Annotated in this window: 20 protein-coding genes, 4 tRNA genes and 1 pseudogene; 10 read left to right on the top strand and 15 right to left on the bottom strand. The window is 49.9% G+C overall.

Annotated features, from left to right (window positions below):
* Window positions 1-1,118: 1,118 nt before the first annotated feature.
* Window positions 1,119-1,793, top strand: coding sequence for a hypothetical protein (locus tag ACW9IN_RS16215; protein WP_038843974.1), 675 nt, complete (start codon window positions 1,119-1,121; stop codon window positions 1,791-1,793).
* A gap of 117 nt (window positions 1,794-1,910) precedes the next feature.
* Here the strand turns inward: ACW9IN_RS16215 and ACW9IN_RS16210 are convergent, their stop codons facing one another.
* On the bottom strand, window positions 1,911-2,822 hold the full coding sequence (locus ACW9IN_RS16210) for a LysR family transcriptional regulator (protein WP_016976640.1): 912 nt from the start codon (window positions 2,820-2,822) through the stop codon (window positions 1,911-1,913).
* 149 nt (window positions 2,823-2,971) lie between these two features.
* Here ACW9IN_RS16210 and ACW9IN_RS16205 point away from each other — a divergent pair, with 149 nt between their 5' ends.
* The 4 genes from ACW9IN_RS16205 to ACW9IN_RS16190 all read left to right on the top strand — a co-directional run bounded on the left by ACW9IN_RS16205 (window position 2,972) and on the right by ACW9IN_RS16190 (window position 6,844).
* Entirely contained in the window at window positions 2,972-4,156 is a 1,185-nt protein-coding gene (locus ACW9IN_RS16205) for an MFS transporter (RefSeq protein WP_457366821.1), read from the top strand.
* A 205-nt stretch (window positions 4,157-4,361) separates the two neighbouring features.
* A complete protein-coding gene (locus ACW9IN_RS16200; protein ID WP_080589235.1) occupies window positions 4,362-5,492 on the top strand; it encodes a maleylacetate reductase in 1,131 nt (376 codons plus the stop codon).
* A gap of 94 nt (window positions 5,493-5,586) precedes the next feature.
* Window positions 5,587-6,150 carry an NADPH-dependent FMN reductase gene (locus tag ACW9IN_RS16195; RefSeq protein ID WP_016976642.1) on the top strand — a complete coding sequence of 188 codons (564 nt, stop codon included), beginning with the start codon at window positions 5,587-5,589 and terminating at the stop codon, window positions 6,148-6,150.
* Window positions 6,151-6,445: 295 nt separating this feature from the next.
* Complete coding sequence (locus tag ACW9IN_RS16190; RefSeq protein WP_080519962.1) at window positions 6,446-6,844, top strand: nuclear transport factor 2 family protein; 399 nt, start codon at window positions 6,446-6,448, stop codon at window positions 6,842-6,844.
* 130 nt (window positions 6,845-6,974) lie between these two features.
* On the opposite strand, the gene ACW9IN_RS16185 is transcribed toward ACW9IN_RS16190, so the two are convergent.
* Window positions 6,975-7,889: a LysR family transcriptional regulator gene (locus ACW9IN_RS16185; RefSeq protein WP_025999760.1), complete on the bottom strand. Its 915-nt coding sequence runs from the start codon at window positions 7,887-7,889 to the stop codon at window positions 6,975-6,977.
* A gap of 189 nt (window positions 7,890-8,078) precedes the next feature.
* On the opposite strand from ACW9IN_RS16185, the gene ACW9IN_RS16180 reads away from it, so the two are divergent.
* Both ACW9IN_RS16180 and ACW9IN_RS16175 read left to right on the top strand, forming a co-directional pair.
* Entirely contained in the window at window positions 8,079-8,951 is an 873-nt protein-coding gene (locus ACW9IN_RS16180; protein ID WP_080642442.1) for an intradiol ring-cleavage dioxygenase, read from the top strand.
* 316 nt (window positions 8,952-9,267) lie between these two features.
* Window positions 9,268-9,798, top strand: a complete 531-nt coding sequence (locus tag ACW9IN_RS16175; protein ID WP_177052515.1) for a DUF1566 domain-containing protein — start codon at window positions 9,268-9,270, stop codon at window positions 9,796-9,798.
* A 102-nt stretch (window positions 9,799-9,900) separates the two neighbouring features.
* Here the strand turns inward: ACW9IN_RS16175 and ACW9IN_RS16170 are convergent, their stop codons facing one another.
* From ACW9IN_RS16170 to ACW9IN_RS16120, 11 genes and pseudogenes are all read right to left on the bottom strand, one after another.
* On the bottom strand, window positions 9,901-10,788 hold the full coding sequence (locus tag ACW9IN_RS16170; protein ID WP_256262541.1) for a LysR family transcriptional regulator: 888 nt from the start codon (window positions 10,786-10,788) through the stop codon (window positions 9,901-9,903).
* Window positions 10,789-10,907: 119 nt separating this feature from the next.
* The gene (locus tag ACW9IN_RS16165; RefSeq protein ID WP_016976645.1) at window positions 10,908-12,365 is read right to left on the bottom strand and encodes an amidohydrolase family protein; all 1,458 of its coding nucleotides are present in this window, start codon (window positions 12,363-12,365) and stop codon (window positions 10,908-10,910) included.
* A 1,048-nt stretch (window positions 12,366-13,413) separates the two neighbouring features.
* On the bottom strand, window positions 13,414-14,541 hold the full coding sequence (locus ACW9IN_RS16160) for an iron-containing alcohol dehydrogenase (RefSeq protein WP_157787128.1): 1,128 nt from the start codon (window positions 14,539-14,541) through the stop codon (window positions 13,414-13,416).
* A gap of 353 nt (window positions 14,542-14,894) precedes the next feature.
* Window positions 14,895-15,812: a LysR family transcriptional regulator gene (locus tag ACW9IN_RS16155; RefSeq protein WP_016976646.1), complete on the bottom strand. Its 918-nt coding sequence runs from the start codon at window positions 15,810-15,812 to the stop codon at window positions 14,895-14,897.
* Window positions 15,813-16,799: 987 nt separating this feature from the next.
* A complete protein-coding gene (locus tag ACW9IN_RS16150) occupies window positions 16,800-17,255 on the bottom strand; it encodes a hypothetical protein (protein WP_016976647.1) in 456 nt (151 codons plus the stop codon).
* Window positions 17,256-17,435: 180 nt separating this feature from the next.
* Window positions 17,436-18,038: pseudogene (locus ACW9IN_RS16145) on the bottom strand (nSTAND3 domain-containing NTPase); the annotation flags it as partial.
* Window positions 18,039-19,072: 1,034 nt separating this feature from the next.
* On the bottom strand, window positions 19,073-20,386 hold the full coding sequence (locus ACW9IN_RS16140; protein WP_016976651.1) for a tyrosine-type recombinase/integrase: 1,314 nt from the start codon (window positions 20,384-20,386) through the stop codon (window positions 19,073-19,075).
* 233 nt (window positions 20,387-20,619) lie between these two features.
* Window positions 20,620-20,696, bottom strand: a tRNA-Asp gene (locus ACW9IN_RS16135).
* 19 nt (window positions 20,697-20,715) lie between these two features.
* Window positions 20,716-20,791: transfer RNA gene (locus tag ACW9IN_RS16130), tRNA-Val, on the bottom strand.
* Window positions 20,792-20,966: 175 nt separating this feature from the next.
* Window positions 20,967-21,043, bottom strand: a tRNA-Asp gene (locus ACW9IN_RS16125).
* Window positions 21,044-21,062: 19 nt separating this feature from the next.
* A tRNA-Val gene (locus tag ACW9IN_RS16120) sits at window positions 21,063-21,138 on the bottom strand.
* Window positions 21,139-21,297: 159 nt separating this feature from the next.
* Here ACW9IN_RS16120 and rdgC point away from each other — a divergent pair.
* From rdgC to sugE, 3 genes are all read left to right on the top strand, one after another.
* Window positions 21,298-22,218, top strand: a complete 921-nt coding sequence (gene rdgC, locus ACW9IN_RS16115) for a recombination-associated protein RdgC (RefSeq protein WP_457366820.1) — start codon at window positions 21,298-21,300, stop codon at window positions 22,216-22,218.
* A gap of 164 nt (window positions 22,219-22,382) precedes the next feature.
* Window positions 22,383-23,342: a bile acid:sodium symporter family protein gene (locus tag ACW9IN_RS16110; RefSeq protein ID WP_457366819.1), complete on the top strand. Its 960-nt coding sequence runs from the start codon at window positions 22,383-22,385 to the stop codon at window positions 23,340-23,342.
* Window positions 23,343-23,455: 113 nt separating this feature from the next.
* Window positions 23,456-23,770 (top strand): quaternary ammonium compound efflux SMR transporter SugE, encoded by a 315-nt coding sequence (gene sugE, locus ACW9IN_RS16105; RefSeq protein WP_457366818.1) that lies wholly within the window; start codon window positions 23,456-23,458, stop codon window positions 23,768-23,770.
* Window positions 23,771-23,888: 118 nt separating this feature from the next.
* Here sugE and ACW9IN_RS16100 read toward each other — a convergent pair whose 3' ends face one another.
* Both ACW9IN_RS16100 and ACW9IN_RS16095 read right to left on the bottom strand, forming a co-directional pair.
* Window positions 23,889-25,757, bottom strand: a complete 1,869-nt coding sequence (locus tag ACW9IN_RS16100; RefSeq protein ID WP_457366817.1) for an MFS transporter — start codon at window positions 25,755-25,757, stop codon at window positions 23,889-23,891.
* 58 nt (window positions 25,758-25,815) lie between these two features.
* Window positions 25,816-26,964, bottom strand: coding sequence for a TDT family transporter (locus tag ACW9IN_RS16095; protein ID WP_457366816.1), 1,149 nt, complete (start codon window positions 26,962-26,964; stop codon window positions 25,816-25,818).
* Between the last annotated feature and the right edge of the window lie 36 nt (window positions 26,965-27,000).

Below are 27,000 nucleotides of genomic sequence, written 5' to 3'. Positions count from 1 at the left end.
GATGGGAAGAAAAAGGGGGGTTGGGGGAAAGGGACTTGGGGGGAGGGCAAGGGGGAGGCGCCCCCCCCCCCCCCCCCCCCCCCCGCCAGAGCCCGTGAGAATGGAAAGCCACGAAATCGCTAATGGTATGCGGCCAGCATGGATCAGAGGGGCATACGAGCGAGGAATAATGGCGGTACATTCTGCCGCGGGGAAACCCTGAAAGTCATACGAGGTAAGCAACCTTAAATACCGAAACCATAATTATCCTGAAGTGGTACTATTAGTTACATCTAAAGATTGCTGATGCCTCACTAAAACTATCTACTTTAAGAATGCGGTTGAAAGCACACACTGAGATCGACCAGTCAAGCATCATTGTACGATTTTCCGTAAGGACAAAACGAATTGGGCCAGTTTATCTAAGTGCCTAGAGCTCCTAAAATGCTGCTTATAACATGAGGGAACGGTATCAGTAGCTAACATCAAGCCAATCACCGACCTGTGGTATAGTAAAAAAATCTGTGTATACCGATGCCGATTATACGGAAGTCGACACGCAGTATGAGGATTTGACCGAGCAGCTATCTGGGAGGACGGACGACACCGTAACTATTCGAAATAGGGAGTGGAGCCTGGCCCCTAAAGCGAAGCGTAGTAGTGGGTGCTTGAGACATATACGCAAACTAGGACAAAGCTCAAAAGTCGGTTTCGGGGTAAGGAGAAGGGTCAGGTCAGCCATATGAATGTGCGACTTTTCGGATTGACCTAACACGTTGATTGCGCCGTACATCCCATGAGCGGCAAGTAAGCAGCTGTTAGGCACAGGTAAGTGGCGCCGGTAAACGCGCAAATCGCGCCGAAAAGTGGGGGTGATAACCATGTACAGCCTATCGGACGCTTCAAATTGATAACGCTCTGCGTTAGCGCGCTTAGGCTGAAATCGCGGATTTTATCGGAGCTCCCCTAGTTCCAAATACGGGCCTACGAAATCAAGGTGTGCAATCTAACTGCAAAGACTGGGTATTAGCGGTGTCTAAAATTCATTGAAGACGTTTGTTTGAAAACCGATACATTATCTAAAAATCAATAACGCACAGTAAAATGTTGGTACATAACTGTTTTTTGGGGGATCCCTAATGAAACTAGGTACATTCTGCACACTAGCCATAATATGTGTACTAACCGGTTGTTCAACTCCTGTCGCACCACCAGCAATTGTGCTACCAGATACTGTTCTGGGCATTTCTATGAACCGCACTAAAGAAGACTTCATACCGACTGGCGATCAGATTTCTATAGGAGTGATACTTAGCGAAAATACCCAAACCAATCTAACGTATCTACGACAATACCATAACAGCGCGGGTACTGGCTTCGGCAAGAATCTCCTAGTAGAGTCGATTCGTGACGCGTACATATCAACGTCAGACCCTCATCTGGCGGTAGACTGGCTGAAGGCCTCTCTTCGACGGGAGTTCGGCCAAGTGAAAGAATATCCGGATGTGCTGAGCCTAAAAGCAGCGAAACCCGATATTTTGGTAGTGGTCGACTTTCGTTTTCAACTTATCACCTCTCGAAACTCCGAAATTAAGGCGAATGTAGCGGCACATTTCTACGATAGAAGCTACAATCATCTCGGAACGGCAAAAGGAAGTGATGAAAAAATACTCTCTCCGATTTGGGCGGGCAACAAACGCACTGAGGAAATTGTTTCTGACATTAATGAGCAAAAGAATGTGCAAATCAGCGCGCTACAAAAATTTGATCGTTCCCTGAAAGACTTGTTAGCGCATAAGAGTGATAAGTTCTAAACAATTAGTGCCTTTTTTCACGAGCACGGTAAATGCCTGTTACTTCAAAAATATTGCAAAGCTGCGCCTTAACGATTGAGAAGGATCGTTAAAACTACAAGCTCAAAAAATTCACTGTTAGCTCCAACGACGCTCGAAATCATTCCTCAAAAAGTGGTCAGTTAAGGCATCAACGAAAACTCTGACCTTGTTAGGGAGGTACCGCCGTGTCTGATAGGCGATATTCATAGTAAGGCGCGGCAAGTCCCAATCATTAAGTAATGTAATAAGCTCTCCATTCTCAATATGATCATAAATAGCATATTTTGGCTGTGCCAAGATACCCATTCCATGCAAAGCAGCATTAATGGCTATTTGGCCATCATTCGTACGCAACGAAGGGTTAAGATTCACGATTACTTTTTGATTACCCTTTTCAAAAGGCAACTCATTAGGATTGTTCGCATAACTGTAAATTAACATTTTATGTTTGGTTAGATCCTCTGGTATAACAGGCATACCATACGTAGAGAGATATTCTCGAGAGGCAGCAAGAACTCGTTTTGTTACAGCAAGCTTTCTGATGGTCAAATTGCTGTCTGCTTCAAATTCACGTGTACGAATTGCCAAATCCACATTATTTTCCACAACGTCTAAGTACTGATTAGCTGCGATAATATCGACACTAATATCTGGATAGGCTTTATTAAACGCAGGTAAAAGCGGCTCAATATGCAACAAGCAAAAAGAAAGGGACGCAGTGATTCTTAATGTTCCACGAGGATTACCAACCGCATCCTTTGCAACTGCTTCAGCCTCGCCTAGGTCGGACAAAACGTCCTTGCAACGACGATAAAATTCCATACCGACCTCTGTCAACGCAAGGGAGCGGGTGGTGCGATGCACCAGGCGCACTCCGAGCCGCGTCTCAAGCATGCTTAGGTGGCGGCTAGCACTGGATACCGGTAGGCCCAGGACGTCAGCAGCACGACTAATGCTTGCTGCCTCTGCCACGTGTACAAAAAGTTCAATTTCGCGAAAACGGTCCATGCCAGTATTCCACTGAGTAGAAAGGTGTTTGCCAGAACTCTGTCTGTTTCTGCGTGTTTAGAAAGAATAACATTGCGGTGCGCCTTGCAAAAGAGCTACTCGCGAGTCATTGCAAATGATGTATCTTACAAAAACTACAGGAGGCAACAATGATATGCGTTAAGCACCATGTGCTCATCGGAGGCTTTCTGAGCTATATGTTCGATGCATTAGAGATAGTTATACTGGCCATTGCGCTACCTTCAATCATAATCGATACAGGGATATCGCGGACAGACGCGGGGCTGCTAGTAACAGCTACTTTATTAGGGATAGGCCTGAGTAGCGTTACAGTCGGATGGATGTCAGATAAATTTGGAAGAAGGCGAGCCCTCCTGTCATCGTTAACCTTCTTTGGATTATGCACCTGCATTATGGCAGAGCTTCACTCCTGGGAACAAATGTTAGTGCTAAGGTTCGCCGCAGGACTCGGGCTCGGTGGTGTCTGGAGCATTGTGTCCGCTTACATCTCCGAAACCTGGCCAAAGGAGAAACAGGCTAGAGCCACGTCGTTAGTGTTGAGTTCATTCCCTCTAGGCGCCGGGTTTGCCGCAGTGCTCTCAGCGCTTATTTTACCTGATTACGGCTGGAGAGCACTGTTCTTCACCTGCGGTGTTTCTACGATCATTCCAATCATATACGTTTTCTATTTTGTACCAGAATCGCCAAAATGGATTTCCGAGCGTGACGTCACTGCGACCGTTGAAAACACTTCTGGGCCACTTGAGATTTTCAGTGGAAATTTTTTGCGCCAGACAATGTTCGCCACGTTATCAGCATCATCTTCACTCCTCGCGTACTGGGGGGTAACATCTTGGTTACCAACCTACTTGGCAGCAGAGCGAGGCTTTGATCTCAAATCAATGTCGGGATATTTATTTGTATTGAACGCATCCACATTCATAGGTTATTTGATTTTTGGTTTTTTTGCAGACCTTTATGGAAAGCGTTTATTAGTCGTGCTTTCACTGCTCGCGACCGCCATGGTTCTTCCATTCTTTGCGTATGCTGAAGATCGAGCGACCCTCATGGCGCTAGGAGTTACTTACGCTTTCTTTCTGGTGTTCCCAGGGCTTTATGGCTCCTACTTTGCGTCACTATATCCGATTCATATCAGAACGACTGGTGCAGGATTTTGTTTCAACATAGGTCGTGGCATTTCAGCGCTGGCACCGTTTGCGCTGGGTTCTCTTTCGAACCAGATCGGCTTTTCATTGGCACTTTGCCTATGTGCGGCGCTTTACTGCGCCGGAGCAATTTTCGCGTTTTTTTTGCCCAGCAAGCCAAGCTGGTAAACCGAAGAGCTCTATAAATCAATTAAATTTACGAAACCCCATAATGCAGCTTAACCCGGTCCGTTTACCGTCAATGGGAACATAAACGAATTTAACGTCCACTTATTTAGTCTGTTCAAAACGATAATTTTTTTGCAAATCATCCGCAGGCTGATCAAGAATTAACGAGCTTTCAGCTCCCCAAAACAATACTAAGGATTCAGCGATGAAAAAAAATAGTAACTCAAACTATGAAAGTACGTTATTAGAAAATTTTACATATGCAACGTTTCCACAACGTGTTCTATTCGGTGCTGGACGCTTAAGCGAACTCCGCGCAGAAATCGATGTTTTAGGGTTTACACGTCCGTTACTCATTAGCACACCTCGCCAGAGGCCACTGGCCGAAATGGTGAGTGTAATCCTCGGAGCCCAAAGGGTGGCAGGTATCTTTGACCGCGCGGCAATGCACGTTCCCCTCGAATTAGTGCGTGAGGCATGTGCGTTAGTGAAAAGAATAGGAGCTGATGGTCTAATCACCATCGGTGGCGGTTCTACCATAGGTTTGGGAAAAGCCATTGCCCGTGAGTTAGGCATTCCAACGGTAGCGATTCCCACAACGTATTCAGGGTCGGAAATGACCGCGATATACGGTATAACTGAGGCTGGGATAAAAAAAACTGGCACAGATCCAAAAGTATTACCTCGGACCGTTTTGTACGACGCTGATTTGACTTTAGAATTACCGATAGACATTAGCATCACCAGCGCCTTGAACGCTATTGCTCACGGCGCTGAGGGTCTGTATGCCAAAAATCGAAATCCAGTCACGAATATAATGGCTGAAGCGGGTATAGCCGCTCTGGCTCGCGCAATTCCCAAATTCCGCAAAAATGATGGCAACTTCTGCAGCACTGGTGAAATGAGAGTTGCACGTTCCGATGCACTCTATGGGGCTTGGTTATGCGGGGGTGTACTTGGCAGTGTGACAATGGCCCTCCACCACAAACTGTGTCATACCCTCGGTGGCAGTTTTAACTTACCACATGCTGAAGTTCATTCCGTCATTCTGCCACACGCACTCGCCTATAACGCAGAAGCCGCGCCAGAGGCGATGGAAATTATCGCACGGGCCATCGGCTCCGAAAGTGCCCCTGCCGGAATATACGATTTAGCTTCAAAAAACGGCGCGCCAACATCACTTCGGGATATTGGCATGCATGAATCAAATCTTTCACTGGCTTGCGAGCTAGTTCTGAGTAATCAATATCCAAATCCACGCCGACTCGAAGCCGAACCAATACACCGGCTACTCCGCGACGCATTTGAAGGTAACGCACCCTCTCCTACTACATGATGACGAACATAAAACATCAAGAATAATTCGAAATACTCAGCGTAGAATTCTCACCCAAAACTAGTGCTTCAACCACCGAAAAAGGTAATACAAAATGAGCCGTATTTATTCTATCGCGATTTTAATTGGAAGCTTAAGAAGAGACTCTACTAATCGAAAGATTGCTACCGCACTTAATGAACTGACAGCCGGAAAACTGACCCTCAACATCGTGGAAATCGGAGACCTGCCACTCTACAACCAAGATTTAGATGGAGATACTCCACCACCCTCTTACACATCATTTCGAAATGCACTGTATAACGCTGATGGCTTCTTGTTTATAACGCCGGAATATAATCGATCAATACCAGGAGCGTTAAAAAACGCTATTGATGTAGGATCACGGCCTTACGGCAAAAGTGCGTGGGGTGCCGCAAAACCCGCCGCCATCATTACTACTTCGCCTGGTCAAATCGGTGGGTTCGGAGCGAATCATCATCTTCGCCAGTGCTTCGTTTTTCTTAACCTACTATGTATGCAGCAACCCGAGGCCTATCTAGGTAATGCAGGTAGTTTCTTCGATGAAAACGGAATCCTGAATGAAAACATCAAGTCCTTTTTACAAAACATAATGGACGCTTTTTTCACTCATATCGAGTCCTCTTTAAATTCATAATATGCCGCGAAAACACCCCTAACACGCGACACTTAAGGGCGATAGTACCACAAACATCTGACTGACTTACCCTCTTCAACTCATGAAATTCTGTGGACACCAAAGTCGCCCTTAATTACACGCAACGCTTAAAAGCTATACACTTAAAAGCCTAGAGCACGAAACACAACGCACGTAAAAGAGATCACGTCACAATCAGCTTTCAAATTAAAAATTGGATACTTCATATTTTTTGAGTCAACACATCAACCCTGCCCCCCTTCCCTTACCACAAACTTAAGATTTGAGGATTATCATGAACACTACTGAACAAATCGAGTCAACTATTCGCGCTTTGGAAAACAAGCGCTATGATGCAGTAATGAACAAAAATCTTGAGGAGCTCGCCAAACTTGCACATCCAAAACTTTCCTACGCTCATTCTTCTGGCGGAGTAGACACTTTAGAAGAATACCTTCAAAAAATTAACACAGGCTTCTATGTATACAAAAAAATCGAACATCCAATTGATTCTTTTACCATCCTAAACAATATAGTATTGGTTCGCGGAGAAATGAATGGAGAGATAATTGTAGGGGGTGAAAAGAAAACTCTAAAAAATAAAACACTGACTGTATGGGTATATATAGCTGAAGAGTGGAGGTTCCTTTCATACCAACCAACGCCAACTATCCGAATGCCATTCATATCATAAACAACTCCCGAGCCACATTATGATGCTTTTTTAGACTTTATGGCGATGGACACACGCTCATACCCATTGCCATATTTAATATAACCCACCCAATTGCAAATTTTAGCGGCGAGAGAGAGCCGATCTTCACTCAGCGCATCCAATAACGCTCGTAGCGTTCTTTTTGAAATCTATTTGCCAGAAACTCAATAAACAACCTCGTTTTTGCAGGCATATAACGCCGCTCTTGAAAGGCTATATTTATAGTCAACGTGGGAAGACTCCAGTCGTCCAGCACCGGAACTAAACGTCCTGCTATTAAATCGTCATGAACTATATATTTCGGCTGCACGAGGATGCCCGCACCAAAAATTGCCGCGGATCGTACAATCTGGCCATCGTTAGTTTCTAGAGTCGGATCTATCTTTATAGACTTGCTCACCCCTTCTTTCGAAAAATTCAAAATCCGAGGTTGATATGCATGGTTATATAAGAGCATATCGTGATTGTACAGATCTTCCACATCCGTAGGAGCACCTCGACTTCTTAGGTAGTCAGGGGAGGCGGCAAGTATTCGGCGAGTATGTGCTAAACGTCGAATAGTTATGTTTGAGTCTATCTCAAACTCCCTTATCCTTATAGCCAAATCAATACCACTATCGATGATATCGCAATAATGATTCTCCCCAAGAATTTTAACATTTATTTTTGGATAAGCCCTTTTAAATTCAACCAACAGTGGTGAAATATGAAGCATCGCGAAAGAAATTGATGACGTAATTGTTAAAGTACCCATTGGCTCAACTAACGAAGTAGTGAGAGACGCCTCAGCATCACGAAGTTGACCTAGCAGGCTCTTACAGTGACTGTAAAACTCATGCCCTGCCGGAGTAAGCGATAATCTTCGCGTATTCCGTTCTATTAGCCTCACACTTAAACGTTTTTCCAGTGCGGCGAGGTGACGCGTAGCTGACGCTGTAGATATATCAAGCAACTCTGCAGCTTTACTCAACGTACCCAATTCTGCAGTATGAACGAGTACTTCGAGTTCAGTTAGTCGATCCATATCTTGACTCCTTACAGACGGCTTGCTGCTTCAGATGTGAAATTGACAATTTCGATTTTACTATTTTATTTGCGTGATGGACACTATAATTTATTAGAGCTTTTTCAAACTGCTTTTCCGATAAAACATTATTTACCCACCGAAACGACGAATCAGCAATTTAACAAAAATATTAGTAGGAGTGGCCTCATGCGAAACCTAGATGAACAAACCATCACCCAAGCTGTGCTTGCGCGTAATGCAAGCACTGAAGATCACCGCCTTCATCAAGTGATGACTAGCTTAGTTCAGCATATGCATTCTTTCGCAAGAGAGGTTAATCTTACTGAGGGTGAATGGCTTAAAGGTATAGAGTTTCTCACTGCGATAGGCAAGATATGCTCCCCCACAAGGCAAGAATTTATTTTGCTTTCCGACACTCTAGGTCTCTCCACGCTAGTCGTCGCTCAGAATCATAAAAAGCCAGAAGGCTGTACTGAGGCAACGGTATTTGGCCCTTTCCATGTCACTGGCGCCCCCCGCTATGAACTCGGTGCTGATATCAGCAACGGAATGCCAGGAACTTCTTGGTGGGTCAGCGGAGTGATTCGGAATCTAGATAACGAGCCAATCCCTTATGCGGAGTTAGAGGTTTGGCAGGCAGACGATCTTGGATTCTATGATGTACAAAACGTTGAATTTACGGAATATCAAGGCCGTGCAGTATTGCGTGCTGACGCTCAAGGAGCCTACCGATTTCGGACCATAGTTCCTAACGCCTACCCGATTCCGCATGATGGTCCAGTTGGAGTAATGTTAAAAGCTCTGAATCGTCATCCTTGGAGGCCTGCCCATTTGCATTTTATGATTTCGGCTAAAGGTTATGAGCGTTTAGTGACGCATGTGTTTCGCGAATCCGGTAAATACTTAGACTCTGATGCTGTTTTCGGTGTCCGTTCATCCCTCATTGCCGAGTGGCAATACCATGGCACGGGAGTAACGCCCGATGGTCGAAACTCTGACACCCCCTATTACACTTTAGAATTTGATTTTGTACTCAATGCGACAGGCCTGGAACAGTGAATGACACAAAAACCACTCGACAAATCAAACGATGCCATCAACATTACAAAAAACTTACTGATCTATAATTGTTGAGTTGTGATCGCCAACCATTTAGGCTGGCTTTCCTGCCTATCACTGCAATGTCAACAAACGTGTCCTACTAAACTCCGAAGACCACTAAGATTGAGTTTAACGAAGTATACCACTGAGCATCCACATAAGGCATACGGACAATCCTCCACAACTCTTAGATTATAAAAAATATACAGATAAAATTGCTAACAAATACTAATAATTCCAGATTCATATACTTATTTAAAGAGGAAAATATAAAATGAATATGAATATCCCCCCTGCCATCGGAGAACTATGGAAAAGTCAAGGCGGTGTTTATGCTGGCGTGATACGTGGAGAGATAGGGAAACTGGATTATCATTTAATTATACCAACACAGTGGTCTCTAGTTAATAAAATATCTGCTTATGGTGGTTACGACATCGATGAGCCAAAAGCTGCTAGTCGTTTTGACGGACTCGCTAATACGCGTTATTTAATTAATAGCGCTCAAGGAAATCATCCAGCTGCTAGGTTATGCGCTGGCTTGGTATTGGAGAGCCATAATGATTTTTACTTGCCATCAATTAATGAGCTCGCGCTATGTATGGCTAACGTTCCGGATTTGTTTGAAAAAAAATGGCATCTAAGTAGTTCACAGCTTTCAGCGACACACGCATTGGCACTATCTTTCGACGGTGGTTCCCAGATCGGACTAGACAAATTCCTTGAATTACAGGTCCGACCAGTTCGAAAGTATACTCTTGATTATCTTTTCAGCGAAAAAATTCAGGGTGCGAAATTAGTTTAATCCAATACAACCGAAAAATCTTCCGATCACGCTTAATTTCACTTCGCTCTAGCATACGCGAATAACTATTAAGCATAATAGACCCGCTACGCACTAGAGAAGCTAGTTGACTCTAAGCTCAGCAGTTACAAATTCCACAAATTCTCGCACAATTGTAGATCTTCGCATATTAGGGTGATAAAGCATCCAAAGATCATGCCCAAAGTTTGTTGGTGGACCATCAAGCTTTACTAAAGATGCCCTAGCATTACCGACAAAACACGGTAGATAGCCAATACCAAATCCGGATTCGATGCTGTCTGCAAGCGCCAATACGGAATTAACCGAAAAAGTTATTCGTTCAGCCGACACATTTTTTTTAACAAATTTTGCTGAACGCAGTGAGGAAAGGTTATCGCAGAGCGTAACCCAGTCACATTGAAATAATTCAGTATCTCGCGGCTGGTGGGAGTTGATGTAGTCTAGCGCTCGTCCGTACAAAGCCCATTCAGTACGCCCTAAGCAGCGCCCCACTAAGTTCTCCGGTGGCGCATCAGTCGCTCGCAAAGCTAAATCGGAATCGGAAGTTGATAAATTTAAAGCGCTATTATCAATTGTTACTTTTACTTTAATTTTTGGCTTCCGTAGTTTGAATATCTCGAGCATCGGCATTAATATATGGAAAAGTAATGTATCATTTGTGGTCAAGCGAAGCTCGCCTGCAGGGTGAGCGTTTTGGTTAGACAAACTTTGCACCACACCGTCGATGTCCTCATCTATTCGATGAGCAAGCTCCACAATCGCGATACCAGCAGCAGTGAGCTCATAACCTCCTCTGTGGCGCTGGAAAAGAGGCGTTGCCAGCTGAATTTCAAGCTGTCGTAGTCGCCTGAATACTGTCGAAGAATTGACTGCAAGTCTCGTCGAAGCCCTCGCTAAACTTCCTGTTTCAGCGACGGCCATGACGAGCTTTAGATCGTTCCAACCTAACCTGTGTGAAAGACTACTCATCATGCCCCACATTCAGAATGTGAATAAACCTAGATAGTAGAGCATGTTCGACATATCTGTGTAGTATTTTATGGTCATATTTTCAGCCTTAAACGACATACGAGATATTAACATTTAGCTTATGATTCCAGTAATTCCCCCGCTGCAGCGCGAATTCGCCGGGCCGAGTTCTGAGCGTCATTGATTATTCTAGTCTCGTCGTAACCTATGAGCCGCCCACCACGCTTCACAATTTTACCGTCAACAATAACCGTATCCACATTATTGGCTGTTGCGCTTTGAACTACTGCAGTCTCGAAATTGCTGACTGGTGCTATATTTAAATCATTCGATCTAAGCATGATAATATCAGCGCGTTTACCCTCGCTAATAGAACCTACCATGTCGCCTAATCCGAGCGCAATCGCTCCATTAAGTGTAGCCATCTGAATTACTTCATGCACACTGATTTTACTAGCACCGGAATTTTCCGTTCCTACCCAAGGGACACCTAAATTCCATGTAAATCGCATCATTTCAAACATGTCCGGCGGAGCGATTGAAGTAGCATCGGATGAAAGAGATATACAAAGTCCTGCTTCCCGCATCTTCATAATCACGGCTCGCGCATCTCCCGTGCTGCTCAGCCTGAGCTCCGAATGAGTTGCTATCGTGATTGGCGTTTTGGTCCTGGCCATGGCTGCAAGATCGTCGTTACTGGCAGATATGTAGTGTGCAATCAAAAAGTCCGGCCCGAGGTATCCGCGACGCTCGTATTCAACCGCATCTGCTGTGTTAGGAGTTTCTTGCGGTGCATGGATGGCTACTGGAAGCCCTACTCGCTTCGCATACTCCATCTCCTTATAAAAAGTTGCCTTGTCGCTTTGAAGTGTACCTCTTAGATTTAACCCCAGGTGCACCATCCCTTCAAATTTGTCATTCCTGCCGAACCATTGACTTTGAACCCTATCAATATCGTTGTAAGGGTTTACTTTATCAGGCCCGAGACGATCAACATGGCCGTATGAGTATCTGGCCCTCATGTGAGAATTTTCGAGGGCCTGTAACTCTGCATCCGCATGTTCGGGCGACCTAGTATTATGGGACCAGTTATGTACCGTTGTAGTTCCCCCATTCACTAACTCTACCGATGCCAACATAACACTGTTATAAAAATCAGTTGGCGTGTAAAGTGCTGAAGTAGCAAACTTTGCGGGATAGTAAGAAAACCCTTCTTTCCTAGCCGTAAAGCTTCTCCCAATAGCGCTCCACATATGATAGTGCGAATTAACAAAGCCAGGCATTACTATCATGTTCGTTGCGTCGATAATATCGGCATCTTTTTCTGTAAGGTTTTGCCCTACACGTTCGATTATGCCATTTCTAATCAGTATATCGGCGTTGGGAAGAGTTCCGATATCTGGATCAACCGTAATAACCGCCGCATTTTTTATCAAATATAATCCGCGCTTAATTTGTTTTTTGCTGCTGATCCTGCTGGGCTTACCCAGCGCAGTTGTAGAAAAAAGGGGACCTGCGAAGCTAGCAAGTGCACCTACGCCTATGATTTTCGAAAAATTTCTTCTACTAAAATTCATGCTATATCTCTTTTTTAGATTTATTGGATATAAATGAAATCAACCAAACGATTGCATGAGGTCATAGAGCTTAAAACTCAGCTATCCTTTGATGGCGTTCCACCGTATTTATACACTAGATGTGATCTCTCAAATTTGCATTTCTGCAATTTTCGTTTTGCATTAATGTAGGACGCGACTTCGTGATCAAGGAACTGCTATACCCTCCCTATCTCTGTGGAGGAATCACAGCACCGCCCACGGAAAGGCGCAGCACGCTGATATAGACACATTTAGATTCTCGAAATCGGGTGGTACCGAACCGTGGCATGCATCTAGTATCAGGTCAGCATCCAGGCGGCTTACAACACAACAAAACTTCGACCGAGCTTTCAATCAGGTATGTCAAATGCATCATGCATCCTCCCGTCGATAAGTGACCGTTAATACTGTTTCTATCCGACCAGAGATTTTCTCCGACTCACACTTTGATTGGGGAGGTTTATGACTCGGGACGTGGCGAAAAACAACGCTTTACCTATGAAACACAACGCAATCAGCACGCTGTATTTAAACTAACGCTGATGTGGTACTCGAGCAATGGGGCATACATGAAACCAGTGAAATGGTAGAACAACGTACGACCATCTTATCCCCGTTCGGGGTCGGCCTCAGGTCAGCAGCAAAATTCTTAGTCCGCAATCTGCCTCCAATAGCTGCAGGGTGATTTTTCCAGTTTGGTCAACACACAGACTTTGGCTAGCACTTTATTCGGAGGCACAACAATGATCTGCGGCGTCAAAGCATCCGATTCAGCATGCGGCTTGAGCGAAATCTATCAAGGCCCAATTAATTGAACGCGGATCGGAAGCGGCAGATCGAGAAAATGGAGAACAGAGTAGCTTGGCAGATGTGACAACTACATTTACAGGAGATGAAACCTTCCGACCAAACACCTTTTCGGCACAGTGATTTGAAGTGACAACCCCAACCCAAACGACACGAAACCAGACTCATTGACTGAACAGTGAGCGACCACCGAGTCGTGCTTCGAGAAAGAGTTTGATCTCTACACGGTACAAGTGGGGCGCCCCTCAAAGGCATTGCGTAGCAGCACACTAAAAGCATTTATTTCAAGGCAGCGCAGATTCACATGCTCTCTCATCATGACTAGTTCCCGCGCGCGTATTAGATCTGATTCTCGCATGCCAATATCGCGTAAGGCTGTAGGGGCACAGTTACTGTATGCCAGGTCGTACATTCCCTGAGGAGCATGTGGCGCGCTGATGGCATTCGCAATCTTATCCATGGCTTCTGGCTCGATGACTTCGTTGTAGGCTAGCACGTGAGGGACAATCACTGAATTAACATCAACATAAGATAAGTTGAAGCCTCGACAAAGTGTCTGGCACAGTTGGTAATGCAGGGGCATCGTAACTTTATTGCGCACACTTCCACATAACCAGGCACCATAAAGTGCATTGGTGCGTGCCGCCAGAATATCGCCCATTTCACTGAAACCGTCACCGTACCTACGCAATTCAGGTATCGCACGAGCAATGGCTTTTATACCAGTTTGTGCCATCAACTTAGTTACTGGATCACGGCTTTTTGAATATAGACCTTCGGCCCTATGAGCCATGGCGCTAATAGCGCTAGAAATGCTAAAATCTATAGGTAAATCAGAGGTCAACTCTGGATCATACAAAACTGTGCGAGGCAAAATCTCGTTACTTGATATAGTTTTTGTAGTTTTCCCGTCACTTAAGTCGAACGCATGAATCATTTCTGATCCAGCGTACGTTGTTGGAATTGCTAGAGTGGGTAAATTTAACTCTAGGGCAATAGATTTACCGATATCAATAGCTACGTCGCACCCTATGGTAACTACTCCAATCGCTACACATTTCTTTGCCAAATAACATGCTTCGCGGACATTTTCGGTAGATATATTTGTTGTAGGCTGGTCAAAAATACCCGCCACTTGTTCGGAGCCGATTGTTACCTTTACTAATTCAGCGAGTGCTCGCAGGTTAGACGTGTAAAGAATCAGTATTCGCGTAATCCCCAATGCATCAATTTCAACTCTCAGTTTCCTTATACTGCCTGCGCCAAAGACAACACGCTGTGCATATTTTTTGTGGTCAGAATCTGCTACCGAACGCTTTTCGCTGCTGTGGTGATCTAAAATTTCCACTATGCACTCTCTGAATCCACAATTAGTGCCAGTTTGGGATCTTTGCGCGAAATGATCGACGCCCTCTCACGATGGGGCTAAATTCTTATGGCTGGTCACGTCAAATCCAGTGGATACCTTGCCTTGATTATCTGAACATTAAAAATATCGAACCAACTAACCCATCAGGTCTTCTGTCTTAGCAAATCCCTCCATTGACGAATTTCACCCATCAGAGAGGAAACGATGATTAGCGCAGCCTTATGAAACTCCCGTGTTAACGATTATATTTTTTGCCCGCTCTCCATTCAATATATTACTCACGTCGAGCCTTATCCCGAGAAACTGTGAGGACACTAGCTCGGCTTTAAACACTATTTTGGAGCCCACAGAGGATCTTTCGCGATTAAAGTAGTAGCCCAGTCGGCAAAAGTCCGAACTCTTGCCGAAAGGTCACGGGTCGCGGGATATACCAATGAGACAGGCAAGCTCGCCATTTGCCAATCAGCTAACACTTCGACCAGACTTCCTATTCTAAGATGTGAATCGGCTTGCGCCCTAGGAAGAAACGCCACACCTAGTCCCGCCACAGCGGCTGCAGCTGCAGCTGCGCCGTTGTTGAAATACACCGTTGGAGGGTGATCAAGTGTGAAACGTTCTTCTCCGCGCATAAGTGTAGGCAGATGTCGCCTGTTAGTCGCCGGGAACTTGAAGCCTAGGTGTTTATGCTCAGCAAGATGGGAGGGGGCATCAAGGTTCGGGGCGCGAACCAGATAGGAAGGAGCAGCGCAAAAACAGTAACGCATCACTCCAATTGGGCGGGAGATCAGATTTTGATCCGAAACGCGCCCGACGCGAATGGCGCAATCCACGCCCTCCTCTACAAGATCTATGACGCGCTCATTGCAACTGATCTCCAGGTGTATCTCAGGGAACCTGGCAGCGAAGTCCGGTAATGAGGGAGCTATCAACAAAATACCTACTGGGGACGGCATTTCGATCTTGATATGGCCGCGAATTGCGTTGCGATTTCGAGAAACAGAAGCTTCAAGCTCGCTGACGTCCTCCAGGACAATTCGAGCGCGGCGGTAGTAGGCCGCGCCTTCGGCAGTCGTGGAAACCTTCCGGGTCGTCCGATGCAGTAACTTTATGCCCAGTAGGTTCTCTAGAGCCTGAACCTGACCGGAAATCGTCGTCTTGGCCAGATTCAACGACTCAGCAGCGCGACTGAAACTGCCCACTTCAACGATTCGACAAAATGCTCGCATCGCTTCCAATCGATCAAATGCCATTGTACGGGTTTCCGTAAAAACAAAATGTATCGACCCAGTTTATCTGAGTATCGTTTTTTTCTAAAGTACACGTATCCACAGCTTGATCGAACACCCAGCCCATACGTAGAAACCGCTGTGCATCTTTCTAACGTTAAGACCAACGAGGACATAGGTACATAAACACTTCGATTGGATCAGGTTGCCTCACTAATAGCACTGAGATACACAGTCTAGATTAACCGTTGTACGTAGTCATCGTACGCTAATGACATACCGTGAGCACGGCTGAATTCCACGGGACCTGCTGCTCGTCATACACGCAAAAAAGAAGCCTAATAACGATTATCAGCGCGCTATTATTGACTCATAACCATGAACCTTACCAACATCACAATAGAGATAACATTACGTTAATACCGTCCGGACAAAAATCCAGAACTACGACCCCGTAAATTTTTTTATTTGAATGCATCTTCCCTCTTTAAACCTAACACTTTCCCTCAGGAGAGGTTTCCCGTACTCGCTTATTGAGTCTTAATTACACAGCTACCCCAAGTGCATATCTAACCTAAATTTTATCTGGCGCTTCATTGCGCGTCAAACCTGAGGAAACACCATGAAAAACTTTGCGAAGATTATTTCAATGCTAATTTTAACTCTCCCATTTTTCGCACATGCTTCTGACGGCGCGGAAGCACTGCAGATGTCTCATGAAAGGACTAGGGCATTTTTGCTCAACAACAGGCGGAAACTGCGAAGCACGAAGGGAAAGTGCGCGAAAAGACTGAACAAGAAAAAAAGAAGCTACTAGCACCAATCAATCGACTGACGAGAAATCCCCAAATTGAAAACTAGTCTACTCGTAAATACATATTAGCAATGTACTCTTGTGCGTGCCAACTTAATGACCATTAACGGAGTTTTCGCGACTACATTGTTAATCAGTGGTTACCGTATGGAGCCCGATCAAGCCCCCTTCCCTGTCGCGGTGACCAGAGCATCCCTTCAACGGTAAGAACCTGGGATAATTTCAATGGGCGAGTAGGTGCAATTGAAACAGTAGAGATTCTCCCTCGTGCTGATGGCGACATCACTCAGCCAGCTTACCGGGAAGGCAGTGAGGTCAAGAGCGGTGACTTGCTTTTCGTCATCGACCAACGCCCTTATTGCATCGAGATTGGGAAATTGCTCGACGGCTTTGACGAACACGGCCGCGCTCGAACGAAAGGAGAGGAAGTGGAACAGCTTCCAATTGCGGTGCAATTCGTCGAACGTTGTCTGGATGACAAGCATATCTCGAATGAGCGGCGAGCCCTCGAACGTGAAACCGCTGAGAATAGTGTCGATAGTCGCGCCTCGTATGAGCGTCGACATCATATGGGGCTTCTGGCGCAGAATCTCCGTTAGGGCATCGGAGATCGTCGGATGGGCGATCGTCCATTTTAATCCGGGAAGATTCAAGAACGAGCCTTTCAGCTCAGCGAAACAATCCTCAATCTTAGTGAGAGTGTATCCAGTCAGCTCAGCGACCGCCTGTGCGGCCGAAGCGTCATGATCGCTAGGATCGAATCAGGCCTGATGGACATACACGAGGATGAGCGCGGCCTGCAGCTGATAATCTAAAGCGCTCTGTCGGCTCCTTCATAAAGCGTACGAGTGAGCTTCGCGGGGCGCTAGGCCCTTGTTGAAGCTTGGATCGCCAAGAGGTTCGGCGATCCAAGGGAGAAAATCGCGAAGCGCAGCGAAAACGGTTAGATGCGATTTGATTCTCGAACGCCAACTCTGGCTCTGCTCACCAAAATTTACATGATTATAGAGAATCTGCGTCTTCTCTTCGAACGTCGACTCGCCAACATCCACCACGGCGCTGCGGTCTGCGAATTGGGCAAGGTTGCGCTGCCCGAGCCGGCGCCGCGCCGCTTCATGGATATGTTTTCGGGAAGTTAGAAGAAATCGATTGCCATGCTTGATCGCGGCCCGCAACTTGGAGAAGGCAGACGTCCAGTCCTGCACATAGTCGTCGCGTAGCACATTGGAGCCGAAGGCATCGTCGATCCAGAAGAAGCGCCCTGGATCATTAGGATTCCAACCGGCCTCAAAGTTGCGTGGGCTGGTTAGAGCAAGTACGGTGTTGTCTGGATTTTCCGACGCTATGGTCGACACGATGGCGCCAATCGCGGATTTACCGCTAGAGAGATTACCGAGTAGCAGTACTACTCCGTGCTCAGAGATCGCGTTGACCGCATCCCGATGAGCCTAGCTAAGAACATAGGTGCGAAGCTTTGGAATCCAGCTGTCAAGCAACGCGCGGCTCTGTTCGCTGAGCCGCTCATCTACGATCTAGGTGAGGTCGCCTAGGCCGTAGACCTGCGGAAAGAGGGCCCGGAGGCGCGCGCTGCTCCTGATAACACGTACGATATACTGGCGACCGAGAATGTGCGGCTTACGCACGTCAATCGCGCGGATTTTAGCACGCATTGCGGCTGCTACGGGCGCATCTACACTCATGTTCGTCATGAAGGCGTAGGCCTCTGCTTGACCGGCTTTGACCAGTTCCTCGACATGAGCAATTTAGGTAGTGAGATCACTGAGCTTCAATGCCTTTGTTGCATCGGACGTATGCTTGCATTGCACGGTTCCGATCAGCAGCGCGTCGTTTTCTGCAGAAATGAGAAACACCGCGTCCTGACCGCCGTCTTGATCTTCGCGGAAGATTCCCACGGGCCTGCCAAGCACGACTTCGCATACCTAGGAGCATAGATCCTGAAATGCGCGCCAGCCGATGGTGTGAAGTGCTAGGTGGACCGTTTGCTCCACGTTCGGGCAGCACAGGAGACCTGATTTACACAGCCTCTCCCGTCATGATGTGGCAACAACACATGAAATGCCAAGCGGCGCAGGAGATATCTGCCCGCCTGTGGGGACGCAATCGGCATCCAAACTAAAACGGTATTTACAGAAGCAACGCAATCCCGCCTCTCTAGCTGAAGGCAGACTAGCAGACTATTAGGAGGATCCATGAAAAGCCTAGCGCCGCATTCTAGTAGTCGAGTGATTATCTCAGGCGTCAAGCAACCCCACGGAGAAATACCTCCACTCTTGATTCGTATGCGATTTCGTCGCACCAGTTGATCGCATTGGTAGCACTCACCGTTGTTCCACACTTTGGCTTTCTCGAAGCCCTTCCTCCCTGATCGGCGATCAGCCGCAGTACGTGAATCCTTGGTCTTATCAACTCTATCCTCCCTGACCTTGATCGCATAGCCTGAATCGGACTGCTAATCAACAGCTACGCGCTTCAAGCTCATAAAATCAGTTGAAGGTCGTCCGATTTGCGACATGTACGCTTCAGGTTCAGGGAGCGGAACGCCTACCTCCAGTGCATCTAATAAGTCCGCCCAGTATTGCATCATCCTACGTCTCGGCTCGACGTATTCCGCATGATTGTATGCAGCTCGAATTTGGTTCGCATCAGCATGGGAAAGCTGCGCCTCAATCCACTCTTCTACAAAGCCAACCTCGTTGAGCGCCGTTGAGATGGTGGCCCTGATGCCATGCCCGGTGAGCCTTCCTTTGTAACCCATACGACTGATCGCGGTGTTAAGGGTATTTTCACTGATCATTTTCTGCGGTTCGTATCGGTGAACCAGCAGGTACCGCGCACCGCGCGCCCTTAACTGCATTAGCCGCTGCACAATTGCAATTGCTTGGGTAGACAGTGGAATCACATAAGATGGGATCTCATTCCCCTGGGTTCGAACACGACTCCGGAGTTGCTTCACACCCTCCGGCGGCACCAGCCAGATCCCCTTGTCGAGGTCGAATTGGTCTGGCGTCGCCGCCCGCAGCTCTCCTGTACGCACCCCTGTCAACAGCAAGAGACGAATACCAAGCCGTGTCGCTTCCGCACACCCATAATGGGTGACGGTCCTGAGCAGTCCTGGAAGTTCATTTACCTGGAGGAAGGGATTATGGCGAACTGGCCGCGGCGTCTCGGCAACGATATCAAGATCTGCTGCCGGGTTCACATCAACGACCCCTTCCGCCATGGCAAAACGAAAGATCTGGTTGAGCCAGGTGCGCACCTTTCGAGCAGAGACCAGCGCCCCTCTGCGCTCAATTCGCCTAATGAGCTCCAGCACGTCACCACGAGAAATATCTGAGATCGGAAGATCGCCTAAACACGGCAACATGTCCTTCTTCAGGTATTTGCTCGCTTGCCCTGCACTGCCCTTCTTACTTTTCGTCAGCTTTTTACTTCGAAACTCATGCCAGCGACCAGCAACTGCTTCAAACGTGTTGTTGGCGGCGTGAGAGGCTTTTTGGCGTTCGGCGCGACGATGTGAGCGGGGATCAATATTATTGGCCACCAGCGCGCGTGCAGCCTCTCTCCGCTGGCGAGCCTCCTTGAGACTGACGTCGGGATAGATACCAAGGGAAATACGCAATTGCTTGTCATGCCAATAGAAACGGAAATGCCAGCGCTTCGAACCCGTCGTGGGCACTTGCAGAGATAAGCCATCCCCATCAGTTAACGTATAAGGCTTGCTGGCGGGCTTGGCTTGCTTGATCGCTGTATCTGTCAGAGCCATCAGACACCTCCTTTTGCATCAAGGAGGGGAATACAATCAAGCAGTAGACGGACCAATGCGAAAATTGATGCGCAAGGAATCGTAAAAGGCTGTGCCAGCGGTGTACTTAAATGTGTACTTAAAAACCGTGGCTGGAGATGGATTCCGGTGGAATTCAGAAAACGAAAAAAGCGGCGCAAGGCCGCTATTTCCGTGACTTCCAGGCGTTCAGTGGGCCTTAGTGGAAGCAAATATGGCGCAGCGGACGGGACTCGAACCCGCGACCCCCGGCGTGACAGGCCGGTATTCTAACCGACTGAACTACCGCTGCGCGTAACACATGAAACGAATGGTGGGTGATGACGGGATCGAACCGCCGACCCTCTGCTTGTAAGGCAGATGCTCTCCCGGCTGAGCTAATCACCCTTCGCTTCGGTGTGGGCGCATCATACACTAAAAAATCGTAATGTCTTGATTTAAATGCAATTTATTCAAAAAAAGTTTACCCACGATTTTTTGCCATATTCCAGACAGCAAAAAGCCCGCTATTAAGCGGGCTTTCCGTGGCGACCTGGCGTTCAGTGTTCCAGGTTACCGAATATGGCGCAGCGGACGGGACTCGAACCCGCGACCCCCGGCGTGACAGGCCGGTATTCTAACCGACTGAACTACCGCTGCGCGTAACACATGAAACGAATGGTGGGTGATGACGGGATCGAACCGCCGACCCTCTGCTTGTAAGGCAGATGCTCTCCCGGCTGAGCTAATCACCCTTCGCTTCGGTGTGGCGCGCATTCTACGGAGCGACCTTGGGTCTGGCAAGCACTTTCTTAAATCTTTTTTTTGATAGCTTCCAATGGCTTAGCCAGGGTTGGCCTGCGGCGCTATCAAGAGAATAATGCCCCCCTTTGTATAAAGGAGAGACTCGCCCCATGTGGTTCAAGAACCTGCTTATCTATCGCCTGACCCAAGATCTGCCTGTTGATGCCGAGGCGTTGGAAGCGGCACTGGCCACCAAACTGGCGCGCCCTTGTGCAAGCCAGGAGTTGACCACTTATGGTTTCGTCGCGCCTTTCGGTAAAGGCGAAGACGCGCCGCTGGTGCACGTCAGCGGCGACTTCCTGCTGGTCGCCGCACGCAAGGAAGAACGCATCCTGCCGGGCAGCGTCGTGCGCGATGCGGTCAAGGAGAAGGTCGAAGAGATCGAAGCCGAACAGATGCGCAAGGTCTATAAAAAGGAGCGGGACCAGATCAAGGATGAAATCATCCAGGCATTCCTGCCCCGCGCCTTCATTCGTCGCTCGTCGACCTTCGCCGCCATCGCGCCAAAACAGGGCCTGATCCTGGTCAACTCGGCGAGCCCCAAGCGCGCTGAAGACCTGCTCTCCACCCTGCGTGAAGTCATCGGCACCCTGCCGGTACGCCCGCTCACCGTGAAAACCGCGCCAACCGCCGTGATGACCGATTGGGTCACCACCCAGAAAGCCGCCGACGACTTCTTTGTCCTCGACGAATGCGAACTGCGCGACACCCACGAAGATGGCGGCATCGTGCGCTGCAAACGCCAGGACCTGACCAGCGAAGAAATCCAGCTGCACCTGAGCACCGGCAAAGTCGTGACCCAACTGTCCCTGGCCTGGCAGGACAAGCTGTCCTTCATGCTTGACGACAAAATGACCGTCAAACGCCTGAAGTTCGAAGACCTGCTGCAAGACCAGGCCGAACAGGACGGTGGCGACGAAGCTCTGGGCCAGTTGGACGCCAGCTTTACCCTGATGATGCTGACCTTCGGCGATTTCCTGCCGGCGCTGGTGGAAGCACTGGGCGGTGAAGAGACTCCGCAAGGCATCTAAGCCAACACCGTTCTCATATGGGCACGGACAGTGTGGGAGCCGGGCTTGCCCGCGATGCAGGCAACTCGGTCTTCAGTCAGATCGGGTTGATGCTATCGCAGGCAAGCCAGCTCCCACATTTGATCGGGGTGCCACCCCAAGCATTCTAATAACAAGGATCCCCCATGCGCGCACTTGCCGCCCTGAGCCGCTTCGTCGGTAATACCTTCGCCTACTGGGTGCTGATTTTCGCGGTGCTCGCGTTCCTTGAGCCCGATTGGTTCGTCGGCTTGAAAAGCGCCATCGTGCCGTTGCTGGGCTTGGTGATGTTCGGCATGGGGCTGACCCTCAAGATCGACGACTTCGCCGAAGTCGCCCGTCATCCGTGGCGTGTGGCCCTGGGGGTGGTCGCGCACTTTGTGATCATGCCGGGCGTGGCATGGCTGCTGTGCCAGGCGTTTCATCTGCCGCCGGAAATCGCCGTCGGGGTGATTCTGGTCGGCTGCTGCCCAAGCGGCACGTCATCCAACGTGATGACCTGGCTAGCCCGGGGCGACCTGGCGCTGTCGGTGGCGATCGCCGCCGTGACCACCCTCCTCGCCCCGCTGCTGACGCCCGCACTGATCTGGCTGCTGGCCTCGGCATGGCTGCCGGTGTCGTTCATGGAGTTGTTCTGGTCGATCCTGCAAGTGGTGCTGCTGCCGATCGTGCTTGGCGTGATTGCACAACGCTTGCTCGGTGAGCGCGTGCGTCATGCGGTGGACGTATTGCCACTGGTCTCGGTGCTGAGCATCGTGATTATCGTCGCGGCGGTGGTCGCCGCGAGCCAGGCGAAGATCGCCGAGTCGGGCCTGCTGATCATGGTGGTGGTGATGCTGCATAACAGCTTCGGCTATCTGTTGGGCTACTTCACCGGCCGTGTGTTCAAGCTGCCACTGGCGCAACGCAAGTCACTGGCCCTGGAAGTGGGCATGCAGAATTCCGGACTGGGTGCCGCGCTGGCCAGCGCACATTTCTCCCCCCTGGCGGCGGTGCCGAGCGCGCTATTCAGCGTGTGGCACAATATTTCCGGGGCGTTGCTCTCGACCTACTTCCGCCGCATGAGCGAAAAGGAAGACCGACGCGCACTGGAAACCACACCGTAAACTTGATCACCCGATCAATATTCGGCACTCTACCGGGCTTCGCGGGGACGACCTCGCGACGCTCTCATGCGTTCAATCCGGGGACGACCCCACCGTGTAGAGGGGAAGCCAGCATGTCCTGGATCATTCTGTTTTTTGCCGGCTTGTTTGAAGTCGGCTGGGCCGTAGGCCTGAAGTACACCGATGGTTTCAGCAAGCCATTACCCACCGCCCTGACGATTGCCGCCATGGCCATCAGCCTCGGCCTGCTGGGGTTGGCCATGAAGGAATTGCCGCTGGGTACCGCCTACGCCATCTGGACCGGCGTCGGCGCCGTGGGCACCGTGATCGCCGGGATCATCCTGTTTGGCGAGTCCATGGCACTGTTCCGGCTGGTCAGTGTGGCGTTGATCATTTGCGGGCTTATCGGCCTCAAAATCAGTACCTAGGCTACTACCGCCTTCGCGAGCAAGTCGAAGCGTCGAACCGCCGCTCCCACATTTGGAATGCATTTCAAATGTGGGAGCGGGCTTGCTCGCGAAGAGGCCGGCACAGCCAACACAAAAACTACCTGAGGTTTCCGCGCAATCCGCCCACGGCCTCTTGCAGCCTGGCAGGCGTCGGCCCATCCACCGGCTCACCGGCCACCAATACCACCCGTGACCAGATCCGATGGAAAAAGCCCTTCTTCGGGTCACGGCTGAAGAAGCTCCCCCACAACCCCTGCAACGCCAGTGGAATCACCGGCACCGACGTCTCCTCCAGAATTCGCGTCACCCCACCGCGAAACTCGTTCATCTCACCATCTGCGGTCAGCTTGCCTTCCGGGAAGATGCACACCAGCTCCCCTTCCTTCAGGTACTGGGCAATCCGCGTGAAGGCTTTTTCGTAGATCTGGATATCTTCATTACGCCCGGCAATCGGAATCGCCCCGGCGGTGCGGAAGATGAAGTTGAGCACCGGCAAACGGTAGATTTTGTAGTACATCACAAAGCGAATCGGCCGACGCACCGCGCCACCGATCAACAGCGCATCGACAAACGATACGTGGTTGCACACCAACAGCGCCGCCCCCTCGTCCGGAATGCGCTCCAGGTTGCGGTGTTCCACGCGGTACATGGAATGGCTGAGCAGCCAGATCATGAAACGCATGGTGAACTCGGGGACGATCTTGAAGATATAAGCGTTGACCGCGATGTTGAGCAGCGACACCACCAGGAACAGTTCGGGGATCGACAGCTTGGCCACGCTCAACAGCAGGATCGACACAATGGCCGAGACCACCATGAACAGCGCGTTGAGAATGTTGTTGGCGGCAATCACCCGCGCCCGCTCGTTCTCGGCGGTGCGTGACTGGATCAACGCGTACAGCGGCACGATATAGAAGCCGCCGAACACGCCCAGACCGAGGATATCGAGCAGCACCCACCAGGCCTGGCCAACACCGAGCACCGCCAGCCAGTCGTTGGCCTGCACGTTCTGCGGGAAGCCCCCGGAGTTCCACCACAGCAGCAGGCCGAACACGGTCAGGCCGAAGGAGCCAAACGGCACCAGGCCGATTTCCACTTTACGCCCGGAGAGCTTTTCGCAGAGCATCGAGCCCAGTGCGATACCCACCGAAAACACCGTGAGGATCAGCGTCACCACGGTTTCGTCGCCGTACAACCATTCCTTCGCGTAGGCCGGGATCTGGGTCAGGTAGATCGCACCGACGAACCAGAACCATGAATTGCCCACAATCGAACGCGACACCGCCGGGGTTTGTCCCAGGCCCAGGCGCAAGGTGGCCCAGGACTCACTGAAAATGTTCCAGTTCAGGCGCAGTTGCGGCGTGGAGGCCGCTGCCCGTGGAATGCCCCGGCTGGCCAGATAACCCAGCACGGCCACGCTGACAATCGCCACCGACACCACCGGCGCGTAATGGGTAGACGACATCATGATGCCGGCGCCGATGGTCCCGGCCAAAATGGCCAGGAAGGTGCCCATCTCCACCAGGCCGTTGCCGCCCACCAGCTCATCTTCGTGAAGGGCTTGGGGCATGATCGAATACTTCACCGGCCCGAACAGCGCCGAGTGGGTGCCCATGGCAAACAGCGCCAGCAGCATCAGTTCCAGGTGGTTGAACAGGAACCCGGTGGCGCCCACCACCATGATCACGATTTCGCCTATCTTGATCGCCCGGATCAAAGCGTCCTTGTTGAACTTTTCGCCGAACTGCCCGGCCAGCGCCGAGAACAGAAAGAACGGCAGGATAAACAGCAACGCGCACAGGTTGACCCAGATGGAGCGGTCCCCGTCGATCGTGAGTTTGTAAAGAATGGCCAGGATCAGCGACTGCTTGAAGATGTTGTCGTTGAACGCACCCAGCAACTGGGTGATGAAAAACGGCAGGAAACGCCGTGTGCGCAGCAAGGTGAATTGTGAGGGGTGGCTCATCGTCCGTGTTCCTGCGTGGCCTGTTATTGAGTCAGGCCACGACTTTACCTAATCCGGGCTACTTATTCCCTAGTCCCGCAATGCAAGGTGAAACAAAAAGCTCACCTTTATAGGCACCCTGCACGGTGCGCTTGGCAACCACCAGCCATATCAGCGCCAGCGCGCCCACAAGTACGCTGCCCACCACGCTGAAAAACATCAGGTGCAACAGGTTCGCCAGTTTCAAGGTCGCCAGCGCATACACCCCCAGCGGAAAGGTAAACCCCCACCAACCCAGGTTGAACGGGATCCCGGCGCGCAGGTAGCGCAGGGTGATCAGCACCGCGATCAGCATCCACCACAGGCCGAAGCCCCAAAGGGTAATCCCCGCCACCAGGCCGAGGCCGTTGGCCATGTCACCGACACCCGGCAAGCCATTGGCGGCGAAGATCGCTGGCGCATCGCCGCCCAGCAACAGCATGCCCAGGGCACCGGTACCGATAGGCCCGAGCGCCAACCAGCTTGAAGCCGCCATGTTGGCGTGGGGCAGTTTATGCAGGGCCATGCGCAACATGAGGATGGTCAGGATGCTGAACGCCACCGGCAGCGAAAACGCCCACAGCACGTAGCTGGTCACCAGCATCACCAGTTGCGAATGGGCGTCGGCCAGATGCGGGGCCAGCAGTCCCCCACTGGCAGCGGCCACCTCAGCCGCGACCACTGGCAACAACCAGACGGCGGTCATCTGGTCGATGCTGTGCTCCTGTCGGGTAAACATCATGAACGGGATCAGCACGCCGCATGCCAGGGCCATGGCAACATCCAGCCACCACACCGCCTCGGCCAACGGAATCACACCGCCGCCCCAGCGTGGCAAGCCAAATACCAGCAGGCCGTTGAGAATGGTCGCGAGCCCCATGGGAATGGTGCCGAAGAACATCGATACCGTGGAATGCCCGAAGATCCGCCGCGCCTCGTGGAAAAACATCATCCAACGGGCCGCGTACAACCCGCTGAACAACACGAACAGGCCGATGGTAAAGAACCACAAACCTTCAGCGACGCTGTGCGCACCGGGCAGGTTGATCGGCAGTTGCGCCAGCGCCAGGGCCAGCACCCCGGTGCCCATGGTCGCGGCGAACCAGTTGGGGGTGAACTGGCGAATCACTTCCCGGGGACGGGTCAGATGACTGAAGGGTTTGTAACTGATGGTATTCGAGCAGGTCATGATGGCAATCCTCTTCCTCGCATGAGGGTGAAGCCA

It is taken from the genome of Pseudomonas sp. SDO5271_S396, assembly GCF_054071795.1.
Note: the sequence above shows the minus strand (reverse complement) of the source record. Positions and strands in the feature narration are given on the sequence as shown.